15 protein-coding genes are annotated in these 17,509 nt (G+C 64.2%); 13 read left to right on the top strand and 2 right to left on the bottom strand.

Annotated features, from left to right (window positions below; genetic code table 11):
• Nucleotides 1–54: 54 nt before the first annotated feature.
• Nucleotides 55–603: an exonuclease domain-containing protein gene (locus ACIGKL_RS17270; RefSeq protein WP_397487700.1), complete on the bottom strand. Its 549-nt coding sequence runs from the start codon at nt 601–603 to the stop codon at nt 55–57.
• On the opposite strand from ACIGKL_RS17270, the gene ACIGKL_RS17265 reads away from it, so the two are divergent.
• From ACIGKL_RS17265 to ACIGKL_RS17255, 3 genes are all read left to right on the top strand, one after another.
• A complete protein-coding gene (locus ACIGKL_RS17265; protein WP_397487699.1) occupies nt 595–1,572 on the top strand; it encodes an NAD(P)-dependent oxidoreductase in 978 nt (325 codons plus the stop codon). The genes ACIGKL_RS17270 and ACIGKL_RS17265 overlap by 9 nt on opposite strands.
• Before the next feature lie 73 nt (nt 1,573–1,645).
• Entirely contained in the window at nt 1,646–1,903 is a 258-nt protein-coding gene (locus tag ACIGKL_RS17260) for a YkgJ family cysteine cluster protein (protein WP_397487698.1), read from the top strand.
• A gap of 15 nt (nt 1,904–1,918) precedes the next feature.
• Nucleotides 1,919–2,536 carry an START domain-containing protein gene (locus ACIGKL_RS17255; protein ID WP_397487697.1) on the top strand — a complete coding sequence of 206 codons (618 nt, stop codon included), beginning with the start codon at nt 1,919–1,921 and terminating at the stop codon, nt 2,534–2,536.
• 115 nt (nt 2,537–2,651) lie between these two features.
• On the opposite strand, the gene gltA is transcribed toward ACIGKL_RS17255, so the two are convergent.
• Complete coding sequence (gene gltA, locus ACIGKL_RS17250) at nt 2,652–3,935, bottom strand: citrate synthase (protein ID WP_397487696.1); 1,284 nt, start codon at nt 3,933–3,935, stop codon at nt 2,652–2,654.
• A gap of 362 nt (nt 3,936–4,297) precedes the next feature.
• Between gltA and sdhC the strand changes: the two genes are divergently transcribed.
• The 10 genes from sdhC to brnQ all read left to right on the top strand — a co-directional run bounded on the left by sdhC (nt 4,298) and on the right by brnQ (nt 17,455).
• Nucleotides 4,298–4,672, top strand: a complete 375-nt coding sequence (gene sdhC / locus ACIGKL_RS17245; protein ID WP_021442750.1) for a succinate dehydrogenase, cytochrome b556 subunit — start codon at nt 4,298–4,300, stop codon at nt 4,670–4,672.
• The gene (gene sdhD / locus ACIGKL_RS17240) at nt 4,666–5,034 is read left to right on the top strand and encodes a succinate dehydrogenase, hydrophobic membrane anchor protein (protein WP_024308045.1); all 369 of its coding nucleotides are present in this window, start codon (nt 4,666–4,668) and stop codon (nt 5,032–5,034) included. The genes sdhC and sdhD overlap by 7 nt, the downstream gene beginning before the upstream one ends.
• A gap of 3 nt (nt 5,035–5,037) precedes the next feature.
• On the top strand, nt 5,038–6,810 hold the full coding sequence (sdhA, locus tag ACIGKL_RS17235) for a succinate dehydrogenase flavoprotein subunit (protein ID WP_021442751.1): 1,773 nt from the start codon (nt 5,038–5,040) through the stop codon (nt 6,808–6,810).
• An 11-nt stretch (nt 6,811–6,821) separates the two neighbouring features.
• On the top strand, nt 6,822–7,529 hold the full coding sequence (locus tag ACIGKL_RS17230; protein WP_024308047.1) for a succinate dehydrogenase iron-sulfur subunit: 708 nt from the start codon (nt 6,822–6,824) through the stop codon (nt 7,527–7,529).
• A 248-nt stretch (nt 7,530–7,777) separates the two neighbouring features.
• Nucleotides 7,778–10,609: a 2-oxoglutarate dehydrogenase E1 component gene (locus tag ACIGKL_RS17225; protein ID WP_397487695.1), complete on the top strand. Its 2,832-nt coding sequence runs from the start codon at nt 7,778–7,780 to the stop codon at nt 10,607–10,609.
• 66 nt (nt 10,610–10,675) lie between these two features.
• The gene (gene odhB, locus ACIGKL_RS17220; protein WP_397487694.1) at nt 10,676–11,908 is read left to right on the top strand and encodes a 2-oxoglutarate dehydrogenase complex dihydrolipoyllysine-residue succinyltransferase; all 1,233 of its coding nucleotides are present in this window, start codon (nt 10,676–10,678) and stop codon (nt 11,906–11,908) included.
• A gap of 66 nt (nt 11,909–11,974) precedes the next feature.
• Nucleotides 11,975–13,411 carry a dihydrolipoyl dehydrogenase gene (gene lpdA / locus ACIGKL_RS17215; RefSeq protein ID WP_397487693.1) on the top strand — a complete coding sequence of 479 codons (1,437 nt, stop codon included), beginning with the start codon at nt 11,975–11,977 and terminating at the stop codon, nt 13,409–13,411.
• Between the two features lie 245 nt (nt 13,412–13,656).
• Complete coding sequence (sucC, locus tag ACIGKL_RS17210; RefSeq protein ID WP_397487692.1) at nt 13,657–14,823, top strand: ADP-forming succinate--CoA ligase subunit beta; 1,167 nt, start codon at nt 13,657–13,659, stop codon at nt 14,821–14,823.
• Nucleotides 14,823–15,710 (top strand): succinate--CoA ligase subunit alpha, encoded by an 888-nt coding sequence (sucD, locus tag ACIGKL_RS17205; RefSeq protein ID WP_397487691.1) that lies wholly within the window; start codon nt 14,823–14,825, stop codon nt 15,708–15,710. The genes sucC and sucD overlap by 1 nt, the downstream gene beginning before the upstream one ends.
• A 431-nt stretch (nt 15,711–16,141) precedes the next feature.
• Complete coding sequence (gene brnQ / locus ACIGKL_RS17200; RefSeq protein ID WP_397487690.1) at nt 16,142–17,455, top strand: branched-chain amino acid transport system II carrier protein; 1,314 nt, start codon at nt 16,142–16,144, stop codon at nt 17,453–17,455.
• The last annotated feature ends 54 nt before the right edge of the window (nt 17,456–17,509 follow it).

Below are 17,509 nucleotides of genomic sequence, written 5' to 3'. Positions count from 1 at the left end.
TCGGGAGGGTTTAAAAGGGGGCCGCCAGTATGCCCAAGCGCCTTTTCTTCGTCATCAGTCTTTGAGCGGCAGCACCAGCGGTAACAGGCGAGCGGTGTTGCGCGCGTCGGTCAGGGCGCGATGTTGCGCCCCCTGGAACTGCAGGCCGGCCAGTTGCAGGGCGCTGTGCAGGCCGACCGGCCGCGGCAGCTGGCGGGCCTTGGCGAAGGCCTGCTTGAGGTTCAGGTGCGGCACCGCGGCGAGCAGGCTGGCGAGCCGGTACCGGCGCCATTCCTGCTCCAGTTGGCGGCGGTCGTAGTCGCCCCAGCTGCTCCAGCCCACCAGGCGCGGCGCGTGTTGCCCCAGCCAGCGCTCGAACTGCGCCCAGACCTGCGGCAGGGGCGCCGCGGCGTCGACCTCGGCCTGGGCGATATGGGTCAGTTCGCGGCAGAAGGCGGTCAGGCAGGGGCGTCGTTGCGGTTTGACGAAGCGCTGGAAGTGGTCGCGCTCGTGGCCGTCGGCGCCGACCAGGCTGGCGCCGATCTCGATGATCTCCATTTCCTCGACTGGCCAGCCGCCCTCGTCGGTGGTGGCTTCCAGGTCGATGACCAACCAATGTCCCATAGGCCCTCCCTTGCGTGCGCAGGCAGTATGGAAGGGCTTTCCGGCCAGGGCAAACCCCGTGTTAGGCTCTGCCGCCTATGTCTGGAGGAGGTAGCTATGGCGAAGGTTGCGTTTATCGGCTTGGGCGTGATGGGTTATCCGATGGCCGGGCACCTGGCCCGCAACGGCCATCGAGTGACGGTGTACAACCGCTCGCCGGGCAAGGCCGAACAATGGATGGCCGAATACGCCGGCAGCAGTGCGCCGACACCGCGCGAGGCGGCCCAGGGTGCCGAACTGGTGATGTGCTGCGTGGGTAACGACGACGACCTGCGCGGCGTGGTGCTGGGCGAGCAGGGCGCTTTCGCCGGCATGGCGCCGGGCGCCATCCTGGTCGATCACACCACGGCGTCGGCCGATGTGGCGCGTGAGCTGGCCGCCATCGCCGCCGAGCGCGGTCTGGGTTTTCTCGACGCGCCGGTGTCCGGCGGCCAGGCCGGCGCGGTCAATGGCGTGCTGACGGTGATGGTCGGCGGCGAGGCCGAGGCCTATGCCAGCGCCGAGCCGGTGATTCAGGGCTACGCGCGGATGATCCGCCTGATGGGCGCGGCCGGTAGCGGCCAGCTGACCAAGATGGTCAACCAGATCTGCATCGCCGGCCTGGTGCAGGGGCTGTCCGAGGCGCTGCATTTCGCCCAGCGCGCCGGTCTCGACGCGCACGGCGCGATGGAAGTGATCGGCAAGGGCGCGGCGCAGTCCTGGCAGCTGGAAAATCGCCACAAGACCATGCTGGCCGGCGAGTTCGACTTCGGCTTCGCCGTGGACTGGATGCGCAAGGACCTGTCGATCCTGCTCGACGAGGCGCGGCGCAATGGCGCGCAACTGCCGGTGACCGCGCTGGTCGACCAGTTCTACGCCGAGGTGCAGGCCATGGGCGGCGGGCGCTGGGACACCTCCAGCCTGCTCGCGCGCTTGCAGCGCGGCCGCTGAGCCGGTCGGCTATCCCGAAAACCTCGGCAAGCGCTAAGATCGCCGCCGTTCTATCCGCATGTCGAGGTTTGTCATGGACTGTCGTGCAGGCTGCGGTGCCTGTTGCATCGCGCCTTCCATCAGCTCGCCGATTCCGGGGATGCCCCAGGGCAAGCCGGCCGGCGTGCGTTGCATCCATCTGTCCGCCGAGCAGCTCTGTGCCCTGTTCGGACGCCCGGAGCGGCCGGCGGTGTGCGTCGGTTTCAGCGCCGACGAACAGGTCTGCGGCGATAGCCGCGAGGCCGCCATCCGTCTGCTGGGCTGGCTGGAACAGGCCACGGCGGTGGCCTGAGCGCCGGGAGTGTCGATGAACGGAGGCGTGCGCGGTGCACTGCTGGGCCTGCTGCTGGCTGCGAGCGCCGCGCCGGCGGCGGAGCTGCAATGGCGCCTGGCCAGGGAGGAGGGCGATGTGCGCGTGTACCTGGCCGAGGTGCCGGGGTCGCGCTATCAGGCCTATCGCGGCGTGGTCGTCCTGCGCACGGATATGCCGACCCTGCTCGCCCTGCAGGAGGACGTCGCCGCCTCCTGCGCCTGGATCTACGCCTGCCGCGAGCAGCGCCTGCTCGGCAGCGAAGGCGAGCTGAGCTGGATCTACAGCCGTTACGCCACGCCCTGGCCGGTGACGCCGCGCGATTCGGTGCTGCAGGTCGCCACCGAGGTCGGCGCCGACGGCAGCGTCACCCGTCGGCTCACGGCGGCGCCGACGCGCCTGCCGGATCAGCGCGGCCATGTGCGGGTGCGCAAGCTGGAGGGCATCTGGCGCCTGCGACCGCTGGGCGAGGGGCGGGTGGAGGTGGTCTACCAGGCGCATACCGAGCCGGGCGGCAGCGTGCCGTCCTGGTTGGCCAACAGCTTCGTCGTCGATGCGCCGCTGCAGACGCTGAAAGCGCTCAAGGCGCTGGTCGAGGACGTCGAGCGGGAGTAGGAGTCGTCTGCGAAGTTGACGGCAAAAGTCGTCGTGAGCAGGCAAGATCGGCGCATTTACCGTAAGCCAATAAAAAAGGCTGCCACTGGCAGCCTTTTTTGCGTCGCGCTGGCGATCAGTCGCGGCCGTTCGGCAGGTCGCGCTGCTCGTAGCCGGTGTACAGCTGGCGCGGGCGGCCGATCTTGTACGGGCTGGAGAGCATTTCCTTCCAATGCGAGATCCAGCCGACGGTGCGCGCCAGGGCGAAGATCACGGTGAACATGGAAGTCGGAATGCCGATGGCTTTGAGGATGATGCCCGAGTAGAAGTCGACGTTCGGGTACAGGTTGCGCTCCTTGAAGTAGGGATCGGTGAGGGCGATCTCTTCCAGGCGCATGGCCAGTTCCAGCTGCGGGTCGTTCTTGATGCCCAGCTCGGCCAGCACTTCGTCGCAGGTCTGCTTCATCACGGTGGCGCGCGGGTCGCGGTTCTTGTACACGCGGTGACCGAAGCCCATCAGCTTGAACGGGTCGTTCTTGTCCTTGGCCTTGGCGATGAACTTGTCGATGTTCTCGACGCTGCCGATCTCGTCCAGCATGCTCAGCACTGCCTCGTTGGCGCCGCCGTGCGCCGGACCCCACAGCGCGGCGATGCCGGCGGCGATACAGGCGAAGGGGTTGGCGCCGGAAGAACCGGCCAGGCGTACGGTGGAGGTGGAGGCGTTCTGCTCGTGGTCGGCATGGAGGATGAAGATCTTGTCCATCGCCTTGGCCAGCACCGGGCTGATCGGTTTGATCTCGCACGGCGTGTTGAACATCATGTGCAGGAAGTTTTCCGCGTAATTCAGGTCGTTACGCGGGTACATCATGGGCTGGCCCATGGAGTACTTGTAGGTCATGGCGGCGATGGTCGGCATCTTGGCCACCAGGCGCATGGCCGAGACTTCGCGGTGCTGCGGGTTATTGATGTCCAGCGAGTCGTGGTAGAAGGCGGAGAGGGCGCCGACCACGCCGCACATGATGGCCATCGGGTGGGCATCGCGGCGGAAGCCGTTGAAGAAGGTCTTCAGCTGCTCGTGAACCATGGTGTGGTTCTTGATGGTGCCGACGAACTTGGCCTTCTCTTCCTTGCTCGGCAGTTCGCCATTGAGCAGCAGGTAGCAGGTTTCCAGGTAGTCGGATTGCTCGGCGAGCTGTTCGATGGGGTAGCCGCGGTGCAGCAGGATGCCCTTGTCGCCGTCGATGTAGGTGATCTTCGACTCGCAAGAGGCGGTCGACATAAAGCCAGGATCAAAGGTGAACCGACCCGTGGCGGTCAGGCTCCGCACATCGATTACATCGGGACCCATGGTGCCGGTCAGAACGGGCAGTTCGACGGGGGCATTGCCCTCGATGATCAACTGCGCTTTTTTGTCAGCCATATGTGGCCTCCTAGTTATGCTTGAAATCATCAGACAGCCCCCCACGCAGGGCCCGCACCACTATAGTGAGATAAATCCGAAAGTCAATTTGCGAAAACCCAGGCGGCAGAAGGGTTTCGGCGGGTTTTTCCGCGAAAAAAGGCCGCTATTTACGCCATTTGTTTAGCGCCTGCAATGCGCTTTTTGGGGTAGGCCATTGCATTGTCATTAGTCTGCTAACTGTCTATACTCTGCGCCCGACCGCCAGGGGCTTTGCGGCCATATCATGGCGGTCGTCACTCCTTGGGTGATGGGTACCTGACCAGTGCACTTCCCAACAACTTTGCCCTGATAGTTAGGGGCTCTCAGTGTGATAAAAAGCCGTGAATAGCCAACGACCTGTAAACCTAGACCTTAGGACTATCAAGCTCCCAATCACCGCTTACACGTCCATTCTGCACCGCATCTCCGGTGTCATCCTCTTTGTCGGTATCGCCATCCTGCTGTTCGGCCTCGACAAGTCGCTGACCTCCGAAGAGGGCTTCGCCCAGGTGAAAGAATGTCTGGCCAGCCCGCTGGCCAAGTTCGTGATCTGGGGTCTGCTGTCCGCTCTGCTGTACCACCTGGTGGCCGGTGTACGCCACTTGATCATGGACATGGGCATCGGCGAGACGCTGGAAGGCGGCAAGCTGGGCTCGCAAATCGTCATCGCCGTCTCGGCGGTCGTGATCGTGCTGCTGGGGGTGTGGATATGGTAACTAATGTCACGAATTTCTCGCGTTCGGGCCTCTATGACTGGATGGCGCAACGCGTGTCTGCGGTTGTTCTCGCGGCTTACACGCTGTTTCTGCTGGGCTATGTAATCTGCAATCCGGGCATGGGCTACGCCGAATGGCACGGCCTGTTCTCGCATACCGCAATGCGCATCTTCAGCCTGCTGGCCCTGGTTGCACTGAGCGTGCACGCCTGGGTCGGCATGTGGACCATCTCCACCGACTACCTGACGCCGATGGCGCTGGGCAAGTGGGCGACCGGTGTGCGTTTCCTGTTCCAGGCCGTGTGCGGCATCGCCATGTTCGCGATGTTCGTCTGGGGCGTGCAGATTCTGTGGGGTTTCTGATTCATGGCTAGCATCCGTACTCTCTCCTATGACGCCATCATCGTGGGTGGCGGCGGCGCCGGCATGCGTGCTGCGCTGCAACTGGCTCAGGGCGGTCACAAGACTGCCGTGGTCACCAAGGTGTTTCCGACCCGTTCGCACACCGTGTCCGCCCAGGGCGGCATCACCTGCGCCATCGCTTCGGCCGACCCGAACGACGACTGGCGCTGGCACATGTACGATACCGTCAAGGGTTCCGACTACATCGGTGACCAGGACGCTATCGAATATATGTGCTCCGTCGGCCCGGAAGCGGTGTTCGAGCTCGAGCACATGGGTCTGCCGTTCTCCCGTACCGAACAGGGCCGCATCTACCAGCGTCCGTTCGGCGGTCAGTCCAAGGGCCCGGACAATCCGACCCAGGCGGCCCGTACCTGCGCCGCGGCCGACCGTACCGGTCACGCCCTGCTGCACACTCTGTACCAGGCCAACCTGAAGGCCGGCACCTCGTTCCTCAACGAGTGGTACGCGGTCGACCTGGTGAAGAACCAGGACGGCGCCATCGTCGGCATCATCGCCATCTGCATCGAGACCGGCGAGACCGTCTACATCCGCTCCAAGGCCGTGGTTCTGGCCACCGGCGGTGCCGGCCGTATCTACGCCTCCACCACCAACGCCCTGATCAATACCGGCGACGGCGTGGGCATGGCCCTGCGTGCCGGTGTGCCGGTGCAGGACATCGAGATGTGGCAGTTCCACCCGACCGGCATCGCCGGCGCCGGTGTACTGGTCACCGAAGGTTGCCGTGGCGAGGGTGGTTATCTGATCAACGCCCATGGCGAGCGTTTCATGGAGCGCTACGCGCCGAACGCCAAGGACCTGGCCGGCCGCGACGTGGTCGCCCGTTCCATGGTCAAGGAAGTGATCGCCGGCAACGGCTGTGGCCCGGACAAGGACCACGTGCTGCTCAAACTCGACCACCTCGGCGAAGAAGTGCTGCACAGCCGCCTGCCGGGCATCTGCGAACTGTCCAAGACCTTCGCTCACGTCGATCCGGTCGTCGCGCCGGTTCCGGTGATTCCGACCTGCCACTACATGATGGGCGGCGTGGCCACCAACATCCACGGCCAGGCCATCACCCAGGACGCCAACGGCAACGACAAGATCATCGAAGGTCTGTTCGCCGTGGGCGAAGTCGCCTGCGTATCGGTACACGGTGCCAACCGTCTGGGCGGCAACTCGCTGCTCGACCTGGTGGTATTCGGCCGCGCCGCTGGTCTGCACCTGGAGAAAGCGCTGAAAGAAGGCGTGGAAGTCCGTGGTGCCAGCGAGACCGACATCGAGCAGTCGCTGGCGCGCCTGTCCGGCGTCAACCAGCGCAGCACCGGCGAAGACGTCGCCCCGCTGCGCAAAGAGCTGCAACAGTGCATGCAGAACTACTTCGGTGTATTCCGTACCGGCGAATACATGCAGAAGGGCATCCAACAACTGGCCGACCTGCGTGAGCGCATCGCGAACGTCAAGATCGCGGACAAGAGCCAGGCGTTCAACACTGCGCGTATCGAAGCGCTGGAACTGCAAAACCTGCTCGAAGTCGCCGAAGCGACCGCGGTGGCGGCCGAGGCTCGCAAAGAGTCCCGTGGCGCCCACGCTCGCGAAGACTTCGAAGAGCGCGATGACCAAAACTGGCTGTGCCACTCCCTGTACTTCCCGGGCGAGAAGCGCGTGGCCAAGCGTGCGGTCAACTTCGCGCCGAAGACCGTTCCGGCATTTGAACCCAAGGTTCGGACTTATTAAGGGTGACTGATATGTTGCAAGTCAGTGTTTATCGCTACAACCCGGAGAAAGACGCCGCTCCGTTCATGCAGGACTTCCAGGTCGACACCGGCGGCAAGGACATCATGGTCCTCGACGTGCTGGCGCTGATCAAGGAGCAGGACGAAGGCTTCTCCTACCGTCGCTCCTGCCGTGAAGGCGTATGTGGTTCCGACGGCATGAACATCAACGGCAAGAACGGCCTGGCCTGCATCACCCCGCTGTCCGCGGCGGGGCTGAAAGGCGGCAAGCTGGTGATTCGTCCGCTGCCGGGTCTGCCGGTCATTCGTGACCTGGTCGTCGACATGAGCATCTTCTACAAGCAGTACGAGAAGGTGCAGCCGTTCCTGCAGAACGACACCCCGGCTCCGGCCATCGAGCGTCTGCAGAGCCCGGAAGAGCGCGAGAAGCTGGATGGCCTGTACGAGTGCATCCTGTGCGCCTGCTGTTCGACCAGCTGCCCGTCGTTCTGGTGGAATCCGGACAAGTTCCTCGGTCCGGCCGCGCTGCTGCAGGCCTATCGCTTCCTGGCCGACAGCCGCGACACCAAGACCGCCGAGCGTCTGGCCTCGCTGGACGATCCGTTCAGCGTGTTCCGCTGCCGCGGCATCATGAACTGCGTGAACGTGTGCCCCAAGGGTCTGAACCCGACCAAGGCCATCGGTCACGTACGCAACATGCTGCTGCAGAGCGGTACCTGATTCGCAAGTTGCTGTACCCGTAACACCTGCGAGCCCGGCTTCGGCCGGTCTCGCAGTAAAGCCAGAACCGCAGCCCACAAAGCCGCGGTTCCTACTCGAAAAATATGACGACCAGCAGGGGCATCCGGGCTGGTACCCGGACTATCTGCGGGAACCCAAGTGGCTTTATCCGAGTCGCAGCACCAGGGCTCGGGTACGACCATGCGGTGTTCACGCCGGTGGTGTCCCCTTACCGAGGGTGACCAAGCATGCAAGAAAGCGTGATGCAGCGCATGTGGGACAGTGCCCACCTATCCGGTGGCAACGCTGCCTACGTGGAAGAGCTCTACGAGCTCTACCTGCACGATCCCAACGCTGTGCCAGAAGAATGGCGCACTTACTTCCAGAAGTTGCCGACCGACGGCAGCGCCGCAACGGACGTGTCGCATTCGACCATTCGCGATCATTTCGTCCTGCTCGCCAAGAATTCGCGTCGTGCCCAGCCGGTTTCCGCGGGAACCGTGAGCAGCGAGCACGAGAAGAAGCAGGTGGAAGTGCTGCGTCTGATCCAGGCCTATCGTGTGCGTGGTCATCAGGCCGCCCAGCTCGACCCGCTGGGTCTGTGGGTGCGTACTGCGCCGTCCGATCTGTCGATCAACCACTACGGCCTGACCGACGCCGACCTGGACACCACCTTCCGTACCGGCGAGCTGTACATCGGTAAGGAAGAGGCGACCCTACGCGAAATTCGCGACGCCTTGCAGCAGACATATTGTCGCACCATCGGCGCGGAGTTCATGCACATCGTCGATTCCGGCCAGCGCCACTGGTTCGCTCAGCGCCTGGAAAGCGTGCGCGGTCGTCCGCAGTTCTCCACCGAAGTGCGGGCGCATGTGCTCGAGCGCGTCACTGCGGCCGAGGGTCTGGAGAAGTACCTGGGCACCAAGTACCCGGGCACCAAGCGTTTCGGTCTGGAAGGCGGCGAGAGCCTGATCCCCATGCTGGACGAAGTCATCCAGCGCTCGGGTTCCTACGGCACCAAGGAAATCGTCATCGGCATGGCCCACCGCGGCCGCCTCAACGTCCTGGTAAACACCTTCGGCAAGAACCCGCGTGACCTGTTCGACGAGTTCGAAGGCAAGAAGACCGAGGGCCTGTCCTCTGGCGACGTGAAGTACCACCAGGGTTTCTCCTCCAACGTCATGACCGCTGGTGGCGAAGTGCACCTGGCGCTGGCGTTCAACCCCTCGCACCTGGAGATCGTCTCCCCGGTGGTCGAGGGTTCGGTGCGTGCCCGCCAGGACCGTCGCAGCGACACCGCCGGCGACAAGGTGCTGCCGATCTCCATCCACGGCGACGCGGCCTTCGCCGGGCAAGGCGTGGTCATGGAAACCTTCCAGATGTCGCAGACCCGTGGCTACAAGACGGGCGGCACCATCCACATCGTGATCAACAACCAGGTCGGCTTCACCACCAGCCGTCCGGAAGACTCGCGCTCGACCGAATACGCCACCGACGTGGCGAAGATGATCCAGGCGCCGATCTTCCACGTGAACGGCGACGATCCGGAAGCCGTGCTGTTCGTCACCCAGCTGGCCGTCGACTACCGCATGCAGTACAAGCGCGACGTGGTCATCGACCTGGTCTGCTACCGTCGTCGTGGCCACAACGAGGCCGACGAGCCGAACGGCACCCAGCCGCTGATGTACCAGCAGATCGCCAAGCAGCGCACCACCCGTGAACTCTACGCCGACGCCCTGGTTGCCGCCGGCGTGCAGAACAGCGACGAGGTGCAGGCCAAGATCGACGAGTACCGCACTGCGCTGGACAACGGCCAGCACGTGGTCAAGAGCCTGGTCAAGGAGCCGAACAAGGAACTGTTCGTCGACTGGCGTCCGTACCTGGGCCATGCCTGGACCGCGCGTCACGACACCCGCTTCGACCTGAAGACCCTGCAGGATCTGTCCGCCAAGCTGCTGGAAATCCCCGAGGGTTTCCTGGTTCAGCGCCAGGTGGCGAAGATTCTCGAGGATCGCCAGAAGATGGGCGCAGGCGGTCTGCCGATCAACTGGGGCTACGCCGAAACCATGGCCTACGCCACCCTGTTGTTCGAAGGCCACCCGATCCGCATGACCGGCCAGGACATCGGCCGCGGCACCTTCTCGCACCGTCACGCGGTGCTGCACAACCAGAAGGACGCCAGCACCTATGTGGCGCTGAAGAACCTCTACGAAGGGCAGCCGAAGTTCGAGCTGTACGACTCCTTCCTCTCCGAGGAAGCGGTACTGGCCTTCGAATACGGCTACTCGACCACCGTGCCGAACGCGCTGGTGATCTGGGAAGCCCAGTTCGGCGACTTCGCCAACGGTGCCCAGGTGGTGTTCGACCAGTTCATCTCCAGCGGCGAGCACAAGTGGGGTCGCCTGTGCGGTCTGACCATGCTGCTGCCGCACGGCTACGAAGGGCAGGGCCCCGAGCACAGCTCGGCGCGCCTGGAGCGCTACCTGCAGCTGTGCGCCGAGCACAACATGCAGGTCTGCGTGCCGACCACCCCGGCGCAGGTCTACCACATGCTGCGTCGCCAGGTGATCCGCCCGCTGCGCAAGCCGCTGGTGGTGCTGACGCCGAAGTCGCTGCTGCGCCACAAACTGGCCATCTCGACCCTGGAAGACCTGGCCGAAGGCTCGTTCCAGACCGTGATTCCGGAGATCGATGCGCTCGATCCGAAGAAGGTCGAGCGTCTGGTGCTGTGCAGCGGCAAGGTCTACTACGACCTGCTGGAGAAGCGTCGTGCCGAGGGGCGCGAGGACATCGCCATCGTCCGTATCGAACAGCTCTATCCGTTCCCGGAAGAGGATCTGGCCGAGGTGTTGGCGCCGTACAAGAACCTCAAGCACATCGTCTGGTGCCAGGAAGAGCCGATGAACCAGGGCGCCTGGTACTGCAGCCAGCACCATATGCGTCGGGTTGCCAGCGCGCACAAGAAGGCCCTGTTCCTCGAGTACGCCGGTCGCGATGCCTCGGCCGCGCCGGCTTGCGGTTACGCCTCGATGCACGCCGAGCAGCAGGAAAAACTGCTGCAGGACGCCTTTACTGTTTAACGCCTTCATCCGGGGGGCGGCGGGTGCCGCCTCCCGGTAAAAACCGAATTTAAGGAAACACACACAATGGCTATCGAGATCAAAGCCCCAACCTTCCCGGAATCGGTTGCCGACGGCACCGTGGCCACCTGGCACAAGAAGCCGGGCGATGCGGTCAAGCGCGACGAGCTGATCGTCGACATCGAGACCGACAAGGTGGTGATCGAAGTACTGGCCGAGGCCGACGGCGTCCTGGCCGAGATCGTCAAGAACGAAGGCGACACCGTGCTCTCCAACGAGCTGCTGGGCAAGCTGAGCGAAGGCGGTGCTGCCGCCGCTGCTCCGGCTGCCGCTCCTGCCGCCGCCGCGGCTGCTCCGGCTCAGGCCGCCGCCCCGGCTGTCGCTGGCGACGACGCCATCCTCTCGCCGGCCGCGCGCAAGCTGGCCGAAGAGAACGGCATCGACCCCAGCAGCATCGCCGGCACCGGCAAGGGTGGCCGCGTGACCAAGGAAGACGTGGTCGCCGCAGTCGAAGCCAAGAAGAACGCCCCGGCTGCGCAGGCGCCCAAGCCTGCCGCCGCTCCGGCCGCTGCCGCTCCGGTCTTCGCCGCTGGCGACCGCACCGAGAAGCGCGTGCCGATGACCCGCCTGCGCGCCAAGATTGCCGAGCGTCTGGTCGAGGCGCAGTCCTCCATGGCCATGCTGACCACCTTCAACGAAGTCGACATGACCGAAGTCATGGCGCTGCGCTCGAAGTACAAGGACCTGTTCGAGAAGTCCCACAACGGCGTGCGCCTGGGCTTCATGTCGTTCTTCGTCAAGGCCGCGACCGAAGCCCTGAAGCGCTTCCCGGCGGTCAACGCCTCGATCGACGGCAACGACATCGTCTACCACGGCTATGCCGACATCGGCGTCGCCGTGTCCAGCGACCGCGGTCTGGTGGTGCCGGTGCTGCGCAACGCCGAGCTGATGAGCCTGGCCGAGATCGAAAGCGGCATCGCCACCTTCGGCAAGAAGGCCAAAGACGGCAAGCTGTCGATCGAGGAGATGACCGGCGGTACCTTCACCATCACCAATGGCGGTACCTTTGGCTCGATGATGTCGACCCCGATCGTCAACCCGCCGCAAGCGGCCATCCTGGGGATGCACAACATCATCCAGCGTCCGATGGCGGTAAACGGTCAGGTGGTGATCCGCCCGATGATGTACCTGGCGCTGTCTTACGACCACCGCCTGATCGATGGTAAGGAAGCCGTGACCTTCCTGGTGACCATCAAGAACTTGCTGGAAGACCCGGCGCGTCTGCTGCTGGATATCTAAAAGCCAGTCTCTCCCACGGCGGCCCTGTTCACAGGGCCGTCCGGTTTATTCGAGAAGGAATACGTTATGACCCAGAAATTCGACGTGGTAGTCATCGGTGCCGGCCCTGGTGGCTACGTAGCGGCCATCAAAGCAGCGCAGCTCGGTCTGAAGACCGCCTGCATCGAGAAGTACCAGGACAAGGAGGGTAAGGTCGCCCTCGGCGGTACTTGCCTGAACGTCGGCTGCATCCCGTCCAAGGCGCTGCTGGACAGCTCCTGGAAGTACCACGAAGCCAAAGACGGCTTCGCCGTGCACGGCATCGAAGCCAAGGGCGTGACCATCGACGTCCCGGCCATGGTGGCGCGCAAGAACAGCATCATCAAGAACCTCACCGGTGGCGTCGCCGGCCTGTTCAAGGCCAACGGCGTGACCCTGCTCGAAGGCCACGGCAAGCTGCTGGCGAACAAGCAGGTCGAAGTCACCGACAAGGACGGCAAGACCCAGGTCATCGAAGCCGGCAACGTGATCCTGGCTTCCGGCTCGCGTCCGGTGGACATCCCGCCGGCCCCGGTCGATCAGGACGTGATCGTCGATTCCACCGGCGCCCTGGAGTTCCAGAGCGTACCGAAGAAGCTGGGCGTGATCGGCGCCGGCGTCATCGGCCTGGAGCTGGGTTCGGTGTGGTCGCGCCTGGGTGCGGAAGTCACTGTGATCGAGGCGCTGGACAAGTTCCTCCCGGCTGCCGACGAGCAGATCGCCAAGGAAGCCCTGAAGACCCTGACCAAGCAGGGCCTGCAGATTCGCCTGGGCGCCCGCGTGACCGCTTCGGAAGTGAAGAAGAAGCAGGTCACCGTGAGTTTCACCGATGCCGAAGGCGAGCAGAAGCTGACCTTCGACAAGCTGATCGTGGCCGTGGGCCGTCGCCCGGTGACCACCGATCTGCTGGCCGCCGACAGCGGCGTGACCCTGGACGAGCGTGGCTTCATCTATGTCGACGACCAGTGCGCCACCAGCGTGCCGGGCGTCTATGCCATCGGCGACGTGGTGCGTGGCGCGATGCTGGCGCACAAGGCCTCGGAAGAGGGTGTGATGGTTGCCGAGCGCATCGCCGGCCACAAGGCGCAGATGAACTACGACCTGATCCCGTCGGTGATCTACACCCACCCGGAAATCGCCTGGGTCGGCAAGACCGAGCAGCAGCTCAAGGCCGAAGGCGTTGCCGTCAACGTCGGCACCTTCCCGTTCGCCGCCAGCGGTCGTGCCATGGCCGCCAACGACACCGGCGGCCTGGTCAAGGTCATCGCCGATGCCAAGACCGACCGCGTGCTGGGCGTTCACGTGATCGGCCCGAGCGCCGCCGAGCTGGTCCAGCAGGGCGCCATCGGCATGGAATTCGGCACCAGCGCCGAAGACCTGGGCATGATGGTGTTCTCGCACCCGACGCTGTCCGAGGCGCTGCACGAAGCAGCCCTGGCGGTGAATGGCGGCGCCATTCACATCGCCAACCGCAAGAAGCGCTAAGCGTCACAAGTGGCCGGCCCGTCCGGCCACTCGAGTTGTTGTAAGCCGCTGCGGTAGGCGGGGCGTCGCGTAATCGCCTCATCGCCACGGCGGTGTTTGCAAGCAGAACCACGGCGGGTGGCCCGCGTCGAGTGCTTGGCACTCGCCGCGGAAAGCCCGGCGGACTGCTCCGGCAGTCACAGGTGGCGCGGTATCACAAGTACAGCGCCGAATGCGCAATACCTAAACGAAGACGGTAGACAAGCATGAATCTCCACGAGTATCAGGGTAAGCAGCTGTTCGCTGAATACGGCCTGCCCGTATCCAAGGGCTTCGCGGTAGACACCCCGGAAGAAGCCGCAGCAGCCTGCGAAAAAATCGGCGGCACCGAGTGGGTCGTCAAGGCTCAGGTCCACGCTGGCGGCCGCGGTAAAGCGGGCGGCGTCAAACTGGTGAAGAGCAAGGAAGACGCCAAGGCCTTCGCCGCCAACTGGCTGGGCAAGCGTCTGGTGACCTACCAGACCGACGCCAACGGTCAGCCGGTCAGCAAAATCCTGGTCGAATCCTGCACCGACATCGCCAAGGAACTGTACCTGGGCGCGGTAGTGGACCGCTCCAGCCGTCGCATCGTGTTCATGGCTTCCACCGAAGGTGGCGTGGACATCGAGAAAGTGGCCCACGAAACCCCTGAGAAGATCCTCAAGGCCACCGTCGATCCGCTGGTTGGCGCTCAGCCGTACCAGGGTCGCGAGCTGGCTTTCCAGCTGGGTCTGGAAGGCAAGCAGGTCGCTCAGTTCGCCAAGATCTTCGTAGGTCTGGCCAAGCTGTTCAAAGATCACGATCTGGCTCTGCTGGAAGTCAACCCGCTGGTCATCAAGGCCGACGGCGACCTGCACTGCCTGGACGCGAAGATCAACATCGACGCTAACGCCATGTACCGTCAGCCGAAGCTGAAGACCTTCCACGACCCGTCGCAAGACGATCCTCGTGAAGCCCACGCTGCCAGCTTCGAGCTGAACTACGTGGCCCTGGAAGGCAACATCGGCTGCATGGTCAACGGTGCCGGTCTGGCCATGGGTACCATGGACATCGTCAACCTGCACGGCGGCAAGCCAGCCAACTTCCTCGACGTAGGTGGCGGCGCAACCAAAGAGCGCGTGACCGAAGCCTTCAAGATCATCCTGTCCGACAGCAACGTCGCTGCCGTTCTGGTGAACATCTTCGGCGGCATCGTTCGTTGCGACATGATTGCCGAAGGCATCATCGGCGCCGTGAAAGAAGTCGGCGTGAAAATCCCGGTGGTCGTCCGCCTGGAAGGTAACAACGCTGAGCTGGGCGCCAAGGTCCTGGCTGAAAGCGGCCTGAACATCATCGCGGCAACCAGCCTGACCGACGCTGCTCAGCAAGTCGTCAAAGCTGCGGAGGGCAAGTAATGAGCGTCCTGATCAATAAAGACACCAAAGTCATCTGCCAGGGCTTCACCGGCTCGCAGGGTACTTTCCACTCCGAACAAGCCATCGCCTACGGCACCCAGATGGTTGGCGGCGTGACTCCGGGCAAAGGCGGCACTACCCACCTGGGCCTGCCGGTGTTCAACACTGTCAAAGAAGCTGTCGAAGCCACCGGCGCCGACGCTTCGGTCATCTACGTTCCGGCTCCGTTCTGCAAGGACTCGATCCTGGAAGCTGCATTCGGCGGCATCAAGCTGATCGTCTGCATCACCGAAGGCATTCCTACCCTGGACATGCTGGACGCCAAGGTCATCTGCGACGAGCTGGGCGTTCGCCTGATCGGCCCGAACTGCCCGGGCGTGATCACTCCCGGCGAGTGCAAGATCGGCATCATGCCGGGTCACATCCACCTGCCAGGCAAGGTCGGCATCGTGTCGCGTTCCGGCACCCTGACCTATGAAGCCGTGAAGCAGACCACCGACGCCGGCTTCGGCCAGTCCACCTGCGTGGGCATCGGCGGCGACCCCATCCCGGGCTCCAACTTCATCGATATCCTGAAACTGTTCCAGGAAGATCCGAAGACCGAAGCGATCGTCATGATCGGTGAGATCGGCGGTTCGGCTGAAGAAGAAGCGGCTGCCTTCATCAAGGCCAACGTCACCAAGCCTGTAGTTTCCTACATCGCTGGTGTCACCGCTCCGCCCGGCAAGCGCATGGGCCATGCTGGCGCCATCATCTCCGGCGGCAAGGGCACTGCAGACGAGAAATTCGCTGCGCTGCAGGACGCTGGCGTGAAGACCGTGCGCTCCCTGGCCGACATCGGCAAGGCCCTGGCCGAGCTGACCGGTTGGGAAGTCAAGAAGGCCTAAGCCTTCGTTGACTGCTCGCAAAAAGGCCACCTTCGGGTGGCCTTTTTGTTTGGGCCTGTTCCTGGTCCTGTCGATGTAGCGCAGGTTCGGGTAGGAGCGGATTTATCCGCGAAGCCCGCAGTGCGATCGCGAATAAAGCGGAACGCCGCCCCTTCGCTCCTGCAGGAAGGCAGGCGGGGCAGGGCAGTTGTCGCTGGCGCCGTGCAACTGTCGGGCATGCGACAGCGAGTTACGCCAGTTCGACAGCTCGTCCGGCAACTGTGCTGCTATCGAGCAAATTTCGTTAGTATCGCAACTATCCGGTGTCCGTGGCGCCACAAGCGCCTGGCGATGCCTGCAGTGGTTCGAGCCAAACGCTCGGGCGACGTTTCCCCGATCCCTGAAGGAAACCTCCGCAACTCTTCGATTTCCTGCTTGTGGTATTCCCCTCTATGACTCGTTTGCAAGGCTCGGACCTCCTGGCCCTCGGCTTCATGACATTCGCGCTGTTTCTCGGCGCCGGCAACATCATCTTTCCGCCCAGCGCCGGTCTGGCGGCGGGCGAGAACCTGCTGCCGGCGGCGCTGGGCTTTCTGCTCACCGGCGTCGGCCTGCCGCTGCTCACCGTGGTCGCCCTGGCCCGCGTCGGCGGCGGCATGGAGCGCCTGACCGCGCCCATCGGCAAGCTCGCCGGCGCCATTCTGGCGGTGGCGGTGTACCTGGCCATCGGCCCGCTGTTCGCCACTCCGCGCACCGCCGTGGTGTCCTTCGAGATGGGTGTGGCGCCCTTCACCGGCAACGAGGGCTTGCCGCTGCTGCTCTATACCCTGGCCTATTTCGCCGCGGTGCTGTTCCTCTCGCTCAACCCCGGGCAACTGGTCGACCGCATCGGCAAGTACATCACCCCGGTGCTGCTGGCGGCATTGCTGGTGCTGGGCGGCGCGGCACTGTTCGCGCCGGCCGGCGAGATCGGCGCGGTGGCCGACAGTTACCGCGAGGCGCCGCTGGTGCAGGGCTTCCTGCAGGGCTACCTGACCATGGATACCCTCGGCGCGCTGGTGTTCGGCATCGTCATCGCCAGTGCCATCCGCGACCGCGGCGTCAGCGACGCCGGCCTGATCACCCGCTACTCGGTGATTGCCGGGGTGATCGCCGCCATCGGCCTGTCGCTGGTCTATCTGGCGCTGTTCTACCTCGGCGCCACCAGCCAGGGTATTGCCGGCGACGCGCAGAACGGCGTGCAGGTACTGACCACCTATGTGCAGCACACCTTCGGTACCACCGGCAGCCTGCTGCTGGCGGTGGTCATCACCCTGGCCTGCCTGACCACTGCGGTGGGGCTGCTGACCGCCTGCGGCGAGTTCTTCAGCAACCTGCTGCCGGTGTCCTACCGCAGCGTGGTGATCGTCTTCGGCCTGTTCAGCCTGGGCGTGGCCAACCAGGGCCTGACCCAGCTGATCAGCGTCTCGGTGCCGGTGCTGGTGGGCCTGTATCCGCTGGCCATCGTGCTGGTGGCGCTGAGTCTGGCCAATCGCCTGTGGCTCTCGCAGCCTCTGGTGTTCGTGCCGGTGATGGCGGTTACCCTGGTGTTCGGCGTGGCCGACGGCATCGCCGCGGCGGGCTGGGGTGAGCAGGTGCCGGCCTGGTTTGGCCAACTGCCGCTGGCCGATCAGAGCCTGGGCTGGCTGTTGCCGGTGCTGGTGACCCTGGTGCTGGTCGCGGCGCTCGACCGGTTGCTGGCCCTGCGCCAGCCGGCTGTGGCCTGAGTCGCCAGCGTCATGAGAGGCCGCCCACGAGGCGGCCTTTTTCTTCGGCAACCG

It is taken from the genome of Pseudomonas sp. NPDC077186 (assembly GCF_044543505.1).
Lineage (GTDB): Bacteria > Pseudomonadota > Gammaproteobacteria > Pseudomonadales > Pseudomonadaceae > Aquipseudomonas.
The sequence above is the reverse complement of the archived record's forward strand: the minus strand, read 5'-3'. Positions and strand labels throughout refer to the sequence as shown.

Bases quoted from the DNA above. Each gene is read 5' to 3' on its own strand.
- sdhA (WP_021442751.1), top strand. From the start codon at position 5,038: ATGGCTAGCATCCGTACTCTCTCCTATGACGCCATCATCGTGGGTGGC.
- ACIGKL_RS17270 (WP_397487700.1), bottom strand. From the start codon at position 603: ATGGGACATTGGTTGGTCATCGACCTGGAAGCCACCACCGACGAGGGC.
- gltA (WP_397487696.1), bottom strand. From the start codon at position 3,935: ATGGCTGACAAAAAAGCGCAGTTGATCATCGAGGGCAATGCCCCCGTC.
- ACIGKL_RS17265 (WP_397487699.1), top strand. From the start codon at position 595: ATGTCCCATAGGCCCTCCCTTGCGTGCGCAGGCAGTATGGAAGGGCTT.
- ACIGKL_RS17260 (WP_397487698.1), top strand. From the start codon at position 1,646: ATGGACTGTCGTGCAGGCTGCGGTGCCTGTTGCATCGCGCCTTCCATC.
- sdhD (WP_024308045.1), top strand. From the start codon at position 4,666: ATGGTAACTAATGTCACGAATTTCTCGCGTTCGGGCCTCTATGACTGG.
- sucC (WP_397487692.1), top strand. From the start codon at position 13,657: ATGAATCTCCACGAGTATCAGGGTAAGCAGCTGTTCGCTGAATACGGC.
- sucD (WP_397487691.1), top strand. From the start codon at position 14,823: ATGAGCGTCCTGATCAATAAAGACACCAAAGTCATCTGCCAGGGCTTC.
- lpdA (WP_397487693.1), top strand. From the start codon at position 11,975: ATGACCCAGAAATTCGACGTGGTAGTCATCGGTGCCGGCCCTGGTGGC.
- odhB (WP_397487694.1), top strand. From the start codon at position 10,676: ATGGCTATCGAGATCAAAGCCCCAACCTTCCCGGAATCGGTTGCCGAC.
- ACIGKL_RS17230 (WP_024308047.1), top strand. From the start codon at position 6,822: ATGTTGCAAGTCAGTGTTTATCGCTACAACCCGGAGAAAGACGCCGCT.
- ACIGKL_RS17255 (WP_397487697.1), top strand. From the start codon at position 1,919: ATGAACGGAGGCGTGCGCGGTGCACTGCTGGGCCTGCTGCTGGCTGCG.
- brnQ (WP_397487690.1), top strand. From the start codon at position 16,142: ATGACTCGTTTGCAAGGCTCGGACCTCCTGGCCCTCGGCTTCATGACA.
- ACIGKL_RS17225 (WP_397487695.1), top strand. From the start codon at position 7,778: ATGCAAGAAAGCGTGATGCAGCGCATGTGGGACAGTGCCCACCTATCC.